Annotated in this window: 8 protein-coding genes; 3 read left to right on the top strand and 5 right to left on the bottom strand. The window is 28.6% G+C overall.

The features are described 5' to 3' along the window. Nucleotides 1-203: 203 nt before the first annotated feature. The 5 genes from NG918_RS13715 to NG918_RS13735 all read right to left on the bottom strand — a co-directional run bounded on the left by NG918_RS13715 (nt 204) and on the right by NG918_RS13735 (nt 9,886). Complete coding sequence (locus tag NG918_RS13715) at nt 204-749, bottom strand: YcxB family protein (RefSeq protein WP_252211785.1); 546 nt, start codon at nt 747-749, stop codon at nt 204-206. 354 nt (nt 750-1,103) lie between these two features. Further along, complete coding sequence (locus NG918_RS13720) at nt 1,104-1,724, bottom strand: hypothetical protein (RefSeq protein ID WP_252211784.1); 621 nt, start codon at nt 1,722-1,724, stop codon at nt 1,104-1,106. A gap of 211 nt (nt 1,725-1,935) precedes the next feature. Further along, nucleotides 1,936-4,911 (bottom strand): N-acetylmuramoyl-L-alanine amidase family protein, encoded by a 2,976-nt coding sequence (locus tag NG918_RS13725; protein ID WP_252211783.1) that lies wholly within the window; start codon nt 4,909-4,911, stop codon nt 1,936-1,938. A 458-nt stretch (nt 4,912-5,369) separates the two neighbouring features. Beyond that, entirely contained in the window at nt 5,370-7,367 is a 1,998-nt protein-coding gene (locus NG918_RS13730) for an N-acetylmuramoyl-L-alanine amidase (protein ID WP_252211782.1), read from the bottom strand. A 299-nt stretch (nt 7,368-7,666) separates the two neighbouring features. Beyond that, the gene (locus NG918_RS13735) at nt 7,667-9,886 is read right to left on the bottom strand and encodes an N-acetylmuramoyl-L-alanine amidase (protein ID WP_252226639.1); all 2,220 of its coding nucleotides are present in this window, start codon (nt 9,884-9,886) and stop codon (nt 7,667-7,669) included. A 342-nt stretch (nt 9,887-10,228) separates the two neighbouring features. Between NG918_RS13735 and NG918_RS13740 the strand changes: the two genes are divergently transcribed. From NG918_RS13740 to NG918_RS13750, 3 genes are all read left to right on the top strand, one after another. Then, on the top strand, nt 10,229-10,498 hold the full coding sequence (locus NG918_RS13740; protein ID WP_252211780.1) for an ATP cone domain-containing protein: 270 nt from the start codon (nt 10,229-10,231) through the stop codon (nt 10,496-10,498). A 341-nt stretch (nt 10,499-10,839) separates the two neighbouring features. Next, the gene (locus NG918_RS13745; RefSeq protein WP_252211779.1) at nt 10,840-11,667 is read left to right on the top strand and encodes a Cof-type HAD-IIB family hydrolase; all 828 of its coding nucleotides are present in this window, start codon (nt 10,840-10,842) and stop codon (nt 11,665-11,667) included. A 36-nt stretch (nt 11,668-11,703) separates the two neighbouring features. Continuing rightward, complete coding sequence (locus NG918_RS13750) at nt 11,704-12,534, top strand: pyridoxamine kinase (protein ID WP_252226641.1); 831 nt, start codon at nt 11,704-11,706, stop codon at nt 12,532-12,534. Nucleotides 12,535-12,585: the final 51 nt, after the last annotated feature.

Below are 12,585 nucleotides of genomic sequence, written 5' to 3' on the forward strand. Positions count from 1 at the left end.
AACAAAATTTGTTATTAAATAATTTAATCCTACTATACTTCATAGAATTTCCAAAAAATAAGCTATATTTTAAGTTAAATTGCAACTTAAAATATAGCTTTAAAATATTATATTAATTTTTATTAAACTCTAATACCAATAGAACAAAATTGCCTATGGATTTTGTTAGACATGCACCCTTTCCAAACGTAGGACAGGGTTAACTATTTTACATTACTCATTATAGTATTTTTAAAATTCATCTTATCATCTGCATTTTCAAATGCATCATTAGGAATAACTATTCCAGGATTATCATTTGAAATTACATACAAACAATTATTTATCTCCGTAACATCTGTAATGTTATTTAATAAAAGTTTCGTCTTTTCCTTATTTCTATTAATTATCAACCCGTCTTTTTCCAAAAATACTTCTATAGTTCTTCCCAAAGATTTTTCATTTTTCTTAAATAAGTCCTTAAAATTTTTCTTTGCTCTTTTAATCCAGTATGTAGGTAATTTAAAATATCCAAATATTCCTGTACCAGCAAAAATTACACCTAATACAATAGAAAATATTGGACTTTCTCCTTTACTATATTCTTGAATTCCTAAAACGCAATACAGCACACCTATAAAAAGACCTATTCCCAAAAACAAATTTCTTCTTAAAGTAGCCAATCTATCCTTATTACTTTGGCTAGTCATTTTATAAATAGAAAAATCCACCCATTGTTCTTCAGTATTTTTATACCTTAACTCAATCAATTCTCTTCCCCCCAAATTTTCGTTAGTATATAAATTAATATTATCTTTAACATATAGCTTTTTATATTATAAATTAGATTTAAATTAAATTTTATTATCACTATAGAATCATAATTTTCTACTATAATAATCACTTTACAATATAAACACTACATTCAGAGAAAGCAATTAATTTATATTCTAATTATATTACAATTTGTAAACATATCCAATAACATTAATATATACTTTTGCATAGTATATATTATAATTTTCCTCTCATTTCATATAAAAAGAAATAGAATACATACTTAAATCTTATACTTATTACAAAATTTACTTACTATGTATTCTATTTCTCATTAAAGTATATAATTAAATATGCATAGATAAACTACCACCATTTAATTTAGCAATATCTTTTAACATATTCATTACCTTATCATTTTTTAATAATCCACTTAACTTTGGATTACTACTTAATAAAGATTCATCACCTATAGATATGCTTCCATCGCCATTAAATTTAAAATCTATATTTTCTTTTTTCTCTTCCTTTTCTTCTTTTTCCTTGTCGGCTTCTATTAGATAATCAAGCATAGTTTTTGATGCTCTTTTTATAGCTTCTTTTTCTTCTTTACTTAACGGACATTCAAATCTTTGCCCATTTACTACAACCCATCTTTTTTCACCATCTACACCAAGCTCCTCCCACTGACACTCAGAATTATTGGTTGTATAGCTTGATATTTGCATAAATGTTGACTTATCCACATAAATAGTAGTATTGCTAGCTGTCCCCTTATCTAATTGAGGTCCCATTATAGCCCTACTTCTACTAGCAGCTATTCTCACATCTTTAGATAATTCTAATTTATCAGCATTATTATAAACATTTTTTATAGTGTCTTTATGAGTATTATTATCAATATTTTTCCTTTGATTAATATTTGCATTTTCCATATATCCATTATATATTCTATTATTTATTTCCATAATTATCCCCCTTATTTTCTCTATTTAATTTATCGATAAAATTTTACAATACTTTATTTGGCTTTAAATATTCTTAAATTATATAATTTTTATATAAAAAGCAGTAAATAACTTTATATTCACATAAAATTATTTACTGCTTAATAAACACCTTTTAAATTATTGGCTCTGTTTTAAATGTGTGTTGATATATGCAATAGGTAAATTACTTCTAATACATTATTCCAAAGTTAGAGAATGAATACCAACCATCATCTATATATGCTTTTTCATTCTGAAGCATTCTACCACCTGATTCAAAATAGTACCAATTCCCGCCTAAGTATAACCAACCTACTTGCATTGCTCCATTTGGATTAAAGTAATATTGGTTTCCTCTTTCTTTGTCATAAAACCAACCTGTTATCATTCTTCCGTTATTATCAAGATAGTACCATCTACCATCAGTTTGTTTTATCCAACCAGTGTCTCTATATCCTGATTTGTTAACATAAAACCAATTACCGTCAACCTTTACCCAAGCATCTTTAACTTGTCTTCCTCTTTTGTCAAAGTAAATGTATTTTCCTTTTACTTTTCCCCATTCTTCATACTTGCTCATATCAATCCAAATTTTATTGCTTTCATCATAGTATGCGTCATTTTTGTCATCATCATCATCATCGTCGTCGTCATCATCTGGATCTTTGATGTCATCTAAAGGATCATTGGTTCTATATATAGTTAATTCATAGGTCTTCTTTGTACTTTTATCTTCAGCTACTACAACTATATCAACTTCTGTTTTCCATTGACCTTTAAGACTTATTGATATTGGACTTCCTGTAAATTTTTCTCCATCTACAGTAATGCTCGAATAATTTTCATCTACAGGTATCGGTTTAACTTTAACAGATTTTACATCTTGATCAACACGTGCCTTAAATGTATCATGTTTAGAATTAAATTCATAATCACCTGTATTAAGTTCTATATCTTTTAAGTCAGCATTATTACTTCTTCCATCGTGTTTAATGACTACAGTATACATCTTTTTATCCTTACCATTTTCAGCAGTAACAACTATTTGTAAAGTTGTAATTCCACTTTCCTGTAAAGGAATTTGACTTTTAGTACCTGATGTCAAATTATAAATTTCACCTGTTTCAACAACTTTTGCTTCAGTTATATTTGCCTTAGGCTCATCAACTATTGCTGTAACATCCACAACTTTTGTATCTGGTTTAACTACTAAATCATAATTTAAAGTTTCTCTTGAAAATCCTGAAGTTCCATTTTCTTTCTTTAACTCTCCAGTATTGAAATTTAAGTAACTTAAATATGCATTTTGAGCACTTGGTATTTCTTCACCACCATCATCTGAATCACCTTGTATATTAAATATATACTTGTCTGATGCTAAATCTCCATCTTTGTAAACAGTAATAGTTAACTGCTTTCCACCTGAATTACTCAAATCAAATTCAGAGCTTCCATACCTTTGAATAGATTCCTCAATTCCATTTACTTTAACTCTTGCTACTGTTTTTTCTAATCCATCTTTATATGTAATTCTTATCTTTTGTGATGGATCTGTTACATATAAATCATATTTATGAATTGATGAGTTAAAGTTTATTTCTTTATTTCCACCATTAGCTTCTTTTAAAGTAATATTTCCGAATTCAAAATCAAACGAAGATTGTTTGCCTTTCAATACAACTGTTAATTCATAAGTTGCTAATAATGCTCCTAATTGATCTGATGAGTCAGATCCTTCATAAACATCTACATAAAGAACATTTGCATTTGGTTTATCACTAGTACTATCATTAAACGATACAAATTTATCAAAATCTTGTTGTTTTATTTTTACTTTTCCATATTCATCTAAGTAATGATTACTCAGTTTTACTACATACCCCTCATTCTTACCAAAGCTAGGAGTCATTTTGACTTTTCCAGCACTTTCATCTAAATAAATATTTCCCTCATATCTTTTAGGTTGTCCTGGTATGCTAACATCTTTAAATTTTTTTCCAATATAGCTAGTAGCATCAGTTATAGTGTCATTATTATATTTATTTTCTATATCTAATTTTCTTAATGTATAATCGTTATTAGAATTTTCATCTGTAAACTTTAACTTAATAGAATAATTTTTACCTAAACTCTCTTCATTAGGCATTTTAATTACCATTATTTTAGAATCTGTCTTTTTTAATGATCCTTTTAAATTATTATTATCACTTGTTATCTTGTCTTGTTTTTGTCCATCCATCCATACATTAGCACCATTTAAATTAAATGATTCCTCAAAATTTATTATATAATCTAAGTTTTGAATTTGGTCATTTACTATATGTTCATAAGTAAAAAAGCTTTCAGTATCAGTTGTTAAAAGCTCTTTAGTATATAAAAAAGGTACTTTATTTTTATCAGTTTCTGGATTATAAGTATCTCTTGAACCTACATAACTTTCGAAATCAATTTTTTTTATCTTGCCTTGAGCATAATTTTCAGCATGTTCAATAGTTATTGGAGTTGATTTACTATCTATTGAATCTACTGTTACAACAGGATCCTTTTTTTCTTTTTCTTCATAGTATTTTTTACCATTTTCATCGTATTTAATAGTATATATTGTTTCTTTAACAGTTATAGTAGTTTTTTCTGTTATCTTATAATTAACTTCATTAGTTCCTAGTGGTACATTTCTTACTGTAATACCATTAGTAACTTCATTAGAAGTTGATTTATTTTGAGTTTTCTCTAACTCAACATCAATATCATTTAATTGGTCTTTCAAAATTTTATTAATTGAGTCAATATCTATTGTTCTATCAATATTAGTAATTGTTTCAGTGTCTATTCTTTCTGAAGCATTTTCTTGTGAGTTATTAGTAATATTCTCTTGTTTATACTTTGGTAAATTTATTTGAAATTCTTTAAATCTACCTTGAGTGTTATAAATTGTTTTAGTACTATCAACTTTTACTCCTGTGTCAATAGTATTACCATCAAGTTTTGTACCTGTAACAGTTAATGCATATTCTGGTGCACTAATGTCTAGGGTTGGTCCACCATCCGCTTTTGCAGTAGCAGCTTGTACTTCTTTTACACCAAATGATGTTGGTAATAAAGAAAAAATACACGTTAGTGCTACAAATAGTGATATAATTCTCTTTTTATTAATTTTCTCCCCCATGTTCATCCTCCTAATATTTTTTCCCAAATTTATTATATATACTTATATATTATCATATTTTAGCAATAGAATAATATATTTGCATTAGACTTATTTCTAATTATTTCTCAGGAAATATTCAAAAAACTACGTTTTTTTTAAAATATTAATCATATTATATTTTTCGTCCAAATATAATATAGCTTTATATAAAATCATCATTAAACGGTAAAATATATCTATGAAAATTATTCCAAAGAATAAAATCGCTAAGGCGACTTTGGAGCCGTCGATTTTTTTAGCCATGCGCCCTTTCCAAACGTAGTGCAGGAATAATGGTGCGGCATATGATTATTTTTTATTCTTTAGGGGTACTCATAATACCTTTAAAACACATTATTTTAAAAGTTATCCACAAATTTTTTAATAATATAAATTCCTAAAGAATAAAAAAAGAAGGCTTTACGCCTTCTTCTATTTTAAAATGAATTTGCTACTGATTCTGCAACACCATCTGCTATTTTATGTTGATAATTTGAATCAGCACAATTTGCTGCTTCTGTTGGATTACTTATAAATCCTGCTTCTACTAATACTGATGGCATATTTGTATTTCTACACACAAATAAATTACCATCCTTGCCACCTCTATTAACCGCACCTGTTTTATTTACAATGCTATTTGTAATATTAGTAGCCATTCTTCTACTTGTTGAAATCTTAGAATCACTATAAGCACCACCAAAACTTGAGTCTTGAGCTTTTGTGCTGTAATAAGTTTCTACACCACTTGCAGATGTAGCATCTGCTGAATTATGATGCACACTTATAAAGAAATCAGCATTAAGTTCATTGGCAAGATTAACTCTTTTAGTAAGACTTTGAGTAACACTTAAAGTTTCCCTATCAGTTTCATTTCTAGTCATAACTATTTTATAACCCATAGATTCAAGCTTTACTTTAAGTTTCATTGCAAGCTGCATATTTAAATCTCTTTCAGAATAAGTAACTCTATTATGGGTTGCATAAGCCCCATCATCTCCACCATAATTATGGCCTGGATCAATTACTACTAGCTTAGAAGATGATGATCCGCCATCAACTCTACTTTGTCTTTTTCCATCCGGTCCTATTTTCCAACCATCTATAACAGTATCTTTAAGCATTTCACCTGATGATGAATGTAAATAATAAGTATCATTACCTACCATAGTCCATCCTGTTGCCATGTCTCCACTATTGTTTAGATAATACCATTTGTCTCCATTAAGTTTTATCCAACCTTTTGCCATAGCGCCATTAGAATATAGGTAATACCAATGTTCATATGGTTTAATCCATCCAGTTAACATACTTCCATCAGTATTGAAATAATGCCAATTTCCGCTTATTTCAAACCAACCTACTCTCATAGCTCCGCTTATATCTAGAAAATAAGTTTTACCATTTATTGAACTAAATCCTGTAACCATAATTCCATCACCTTGAAGGTAATACCACTTACCTCCATCATTTAACCAACCTTTTTGCATTCCGCCCCAAGATTGAAGATAATACCAGTGATTTTTAGTTTGTAACCAGCCTGTAGCCATAGAACCATCACTATATAAATAGTACCAATTTCCATCTGGCTTTATCCAGCCTGTTGCTTTAGTTCCATCTGATTTATAATAATACCAATTTCCATATTGTTGTTTCCAACCAATTGATGATGAAATATTAGTACTATTATCATTTGAATCTTCTATAGGTTTTGTTGTTTGCGGTACGCTCGGTTTTGTTCCTGTTTCTGGAAATTCAGGAATATAATTTTCTTCTTCGTTAGAACCTGGTACATCTGGTTTTGTGTTTTCTTCGTACTCGCTGTCTATTCCTGAGTAAGTTAATAAATTATTATATAATGCATTAACTTCTTTACCATATGTAGGACTTGGCGCCCATCTTCCACCTAATGAATTAACAGTAGTTGCTTTCCCTTTAATACTTACAAAATGCCTTGGATCATATGTACCTTCTTTTGGATAGCCCTGAGCACCTGCATATAACGCAAGATGATCTAAGTGGGCTTGTACTCCTTCGTCCCAAGAGTTAAATCTTTGATGTGCATTTGGATCTGTATCTCCTCCACCTTGTGACGTTTTCATTCCACATGGATTATTATAGCTTTCATTTAATACTCCACCAAACTTACCATATCCAGTTTCCTTGGCAGCTTGTACATATGCTATCCCTGGATTAACATCTCCACATTTTTCTGCATATTTCCAATAAAGCTCTGCTAAACTTGCAAATGTACTTGTAGCACCTTTTGATTCAGCCCATTCTTTAGCTTGTTTGGCAGTAACTTCCGTATCTGATACTATCTTAATATCAGCAAAGTCTCCTTTAGTACTGGCTTGTACATTAATTGTCGGAACAATTGAAAATACAATAGTCAAAGCAAGAAATAGTGAAATAACCTTTTTATTAATATTCAAAATCTTTCTTTCCCTCCATTCTCCTCTGAAATATATAATTTAAAATATCATCTACAAAATTCTCCAAAAAATTTGCATTAATATTCTAAAATCACACTAATTCTAACATATGCAAAAAAAAAAGTAAATTTTTATAATTAACTTTCTAATTCTGTCTAAAGCCTTTATTCTACTTAATTATACTTAATCAGCAAGTTTTTTATGGTTTCATTTTCCATAGAAAAAAATAAAAAATCTTCTACATAAACCTTAAATTTACGTAAAAGATTTTTTTATTTAACTTTTCTAAGTTTCTACAATTAATTTAATTGATTTTCAATTGCTTCGGCTATTGCTTTTGCTACAATTGTCTGATTGTTTGAATCCGCACATCTTGCTGCTTCATTTGCATTAGTTATAAATCCACATTCAATAAGTATTGCTGGCATATTAGTGTTTCTACAAACATTTAAATTCCCATTTTTAGGTCCTCTATTTGTAGCACCTGTTTTGCTACATATATTATTTACAACACTTGTTGCCATTGCTTTACTTTTCTCAATTCTTGATTGGTTAGGTGATTTTCCACCCATTCTATCATCTTGAGCATTAGTGCTATAAAATACTTCCACTCCATTTGCAGATGCTGCATCTGCTGAATTATGATGTATACTTACAAATAAAGTAGCATTAAGATCATTAGCTAATTTAACTCTTTTATCAAGACTTTGCATAGCTGCTAATGTTTCTCTCTCTGATTCATTTCTAGTCATAGCAACAGTATAACCTTTATTTTCAAGTTCTGATTTAAGTTTTGTTGCAACTTGCATATTTAAATCTCTTTCTGAATAAGTAATCCCATTATTGGTAGCGTATGCTCCATCATCTCCACCAAAGTTATGACCTGCATCCACTACAATAGTCTTGCTTAAACTATTATTAGAATTATTTCCAGAAGTTACATCATTTTTATCTGACTTCCTTCTTCCATTTTTATCTATATCATAACCATCAACTTTTGTATTCTTAAGTAACTTTCCACTTTCCAGGTCTAAGTAATAGTAATATCCACCACTTTGTACCCATCCTGTGCTTCTACTTCCATTATCATTTAAATGATACCACTCATCACCTAAGTTTAACCACCCTGTTGCCATAGCTCCAGTATCATATAAGTAATAACATGTTCCATTTAAATTAAGCCATCCTGTACTCATTTCTGAATTTTCATTAAAGTAATACCAATAATTATTTATATTTGTCCAACCTGTTTTATTGATTCCATTTTGATCAAATACATAAGTTTTATTATCTATTAACTTTATTCCTGTAACCATACTTCCATCACCTTGAAGATAATACTTATTTCCATTATCTAAAAGCCAACCTAATTTTAACTTTCCACTATTTTCAACATAGCACCATTTTTCGTCTATTAAATTCCAACCTTCTTTTGAAAGCATAGCACCTGACTTATCTAAGTAATATAAATCATTTGCATTTTGTAAAAATCCAGTTGCCATTATACCGCTTGTCTTTAGGTAATACCAATTATTATTTATACACTTCCAACCAGTCACCATAATTCCATCAGCATCGAAATAATACCATGAATTATCTAAATTCGTCCATCCTACAGACATCTCCCCTGTAGAATTTAAATAATACCAGTTTCCATTAGGATTAATCCATCCAGCTGCCTTGCTTTCATCTGAATAATAATAGTACCACTTTCCATCTTGTTCTTTCCAGCCAATATCTGAACTAACATTTGTTTCTCTATTAAGTGTTGGCTCAACAAAAGAATTGTCAAACATTATTACAGAATCAGTTACCAAAGAATTAGGTTTCTTTTCAACAGGTCCTGGTGGTGCAAAATAAGATGAATCATCATTGTCATTTAAATTATCTTCATCATCTTTTTGCTCATCTTTATCAACCGTAATATTTGAATAATCACATAATTCTATATAATATTTGTTTACTTCTTCTCCATAAGTAATACTTGGAGCCCATTTTCCACCTAATGAATTAACAGTTGGTGATTTTCCTTTTATACTTATGAAATGTCTTGGATCATATGTATCACTTTTAGGATAACCATTAGCCCCTGCATAAAGTGCTAAATGATCCATGTGAGCTTGTACGCCTTCATCCCAAGTATTAAACTTCTTATGAGCATATTTATCTCCATCTGATCCACCTTGTGAAGTCTTCATTCCACATGGATTACGAAAACTCGAATCTAATACTCCTCCAAATCTTCCAAATCCAGTTTCTTTTGCTGATTGTACATATGCAATAGCTGGATTAACATTTCCGCAAGTCTCTGAATACTTCCAATAAAGGTCTGCTAAACTTAAAAATTCTTCAGTTGCGCCTTTAGTTTTTGCCCATTTTTTTGCATCACTTGCAGTAGCTTCTGTATCTGATATTATGTTTATATCCTTTACAGATGCTTGTACAATAGTTGATGACATAAAACCTAGTGCCATTACAAATACAAATAAAAATGACACTATTTTACTTTTAATATTCAAAATAGTATTCCCCCTTCCTAGTTGTCATATTTTTAACATAATTATCCATTTTTCTTATAAATATAATCTAATTTTATCACATGAAGTTCTTGATGTAAATTATAGTTATCATGGATAATTAATCTATAACAACTTCCTTATAAATAAAATATATGCTCAAAACAATAAATTTACCAATTTTTTAATAATGCTCTATTTTAAATAAAATTCTTACTTATTACAAATTCTAATATAAATCCCCATAATTCCAAACAATATATTCTATTAGTGCATTAAACATTTACTTTATATAGCTTTTAACCGATAATATAAATAAACATTTATAAGTCAGGAGATGATTATATGAACATAATTAAAAAAAATGGAAGAATTGAAGAATTTCAAATGTCAAAAATTAGACAATCAATACTTAACGCATCAGAAGAAGTTACAGAACCATTATCAGATGCTGAACTTAAATTAATAGAAAAAGAAGTTAATAATATTTTATGTAAATTAAATAGAACAGAAACTTCTTCTTATGAAGTGTTTGCTATATGCTTAAATGTACTAAAAGAATTAGGATTTAAAGCAATATGTAAGTCATATCTTGAAGGCTCATTAAGTTTTTAAAAAAACGGTTGTGCCACCCTTCAATGAACAATTTACAGTTGACAATGGACAATTATGATTGAAAGCCACTGGTTTTCTTAAAAAATATATATTTAGAAATCACGTTGTTATTTCATCCTAAATTGTCAATTGTTCGTTGTTCATTCAAAAATATATATTTTAAAATTCTAATATAGAATTTCTTTCAGCACTCTAAATTCCCTACTCTTTATCTGGTAATCTCAATTTTCAACTAATATTTGCTCATAGATATAGTTTTTTAAGTCTTTAAAACTTAAAATTTTCTATAATTTGCTGTACAATAAAAAACATAGTCATACATTAAAGGGAGGATGTTATTTATGAAATATAAATTAGTATGTATCGATATGGATGGTACTTTATTAAATGGTCACAGTAATATTAGTGAAAGAAACAAAGATGCTTTAAAAAAAGCTGTTAAGAAAGGTGTGCAAGTTGCTATAAGCACAGGGAGAATATTTGCTTCTGCTGATTATTTTGCTGACCTTATAGGTATAAAAACAGATCTTATTTCATGCAATGGAGCATACATAAAAAATAGATCAACAAATGAAGTAATGTATAGTAATACCTTAACTAATGAACAAGTATTAAAGATTCATGATTCTATAAAAGGACATGATTTTAAAATAATATATTATACTCATGATACAGCTATTGTTGATTCTCTATTTCCTGAAAATCATACATACAATGTAACAAATAAATTAGTCAGTGATGAAAAAAAAGTTAAATTTTTCATTACATCTGATATAAATAAAATTCTTGAAAAATACAGTAATAAAATAATAAAAGTAATTTGTTTAGATAATAGTAAAGATAAAAATACTTTATTTGAAGTTAAAAATAATTTGTTAAAATTTTCAGATATAGAGACTGTAAGTTCTGGTGATAACAATTTTGAAGTTATGCAAAGGGGTGTTTCAAAAGGAAATGCTGCAAGAATTCTTTCTGAAAAACTTGGAATAAAGCAAGAAGAAGTCATCTGTATAGGGGATAACGAAAATGACCTATCAATGATTAAATTTGCTGGACTTGGGGTAGCTATGGGAAATGGTTCAGATGTAGTAAAAGAAGTTGCCGATTACATTACAGATACAAATGTAAATGATGGTGTTGCAAAAGTAATAGAAAAGTTTATACTTTAGTCAAATAAAGAAATGTTACTTAATAGAGGTGTTAATATGAATAAAAATAAACAAAAAAGAATAGCTGTTATAAATGATTTATCTGGATTTGGTCGTTGTTCTTTAACTGTTGCACTTCCAATAATATCTGCTATGAAAATACAATGTTGCCCATTGCCCACTGCAATTTTATCTGCAAATACAGCATTCCCAAATTTCTTTTTTGATGATTACACAGATAAGATGGAAAATTTCACGAACCATTGGAAAGAACTCAACTTAAACTTTGATGGCATATGTACAGGTTTTTTAGGTTCTAAAAATCAAATTGATATTGTCATAGATTTTATAAAAAAATTCAAAGATAATAATACACATATTTTAGTTGATCCTATAATGGGCGACAACGGAAAAATATATTCAACATATACAAATGAAATGTGTAATGAGATGAAATTACTAATAAAATATGCTGATATAATAACTCCAAATCTAACTGAGGCCTGCAAGTTAATAGATATGCCCTATCCAAATAGAACTCTAAATGAAAAAGAACTAGAATTTATAGCTAAAAGCCTATGTGAAAATGGTCCTAAAAAAATTGTAATAACAGGATTACAAAATAATAATTATGTACAAAATTATATTTATGAAATTGGAAAATCTCCAAAGATAATAAGTGTAAAAAAAGTTGGAAAAGATCGTTGTGGTACAGGAGATGTGTTTAGTTCAATATTAGCTGCTGATATGGTAAATAATTTAGATATTATAGCTAGTGTAAAAAAAGCTAGTGATTTTATAAGCAAATGCCTAGAATTCACATCAGAATTAGATATTTCAGTACACGAAGGTATATGCTTTGAAGAATACTTATGTGAATTAAAATAACATAATTAATTAAGGCTATATTTTAAGTGAATGTTGATATATACATAAGCA

Source organism: Clostridium sp. ZBS2 (genome assembly GCF_023845855.1).
In the GTDB taxonomy this organism is placed as follows: Bacteria; Bacillota; Clostridia; order Clostridiales; family Clostridiaceae; genus Clostridium; species Clostridium aquiflavi.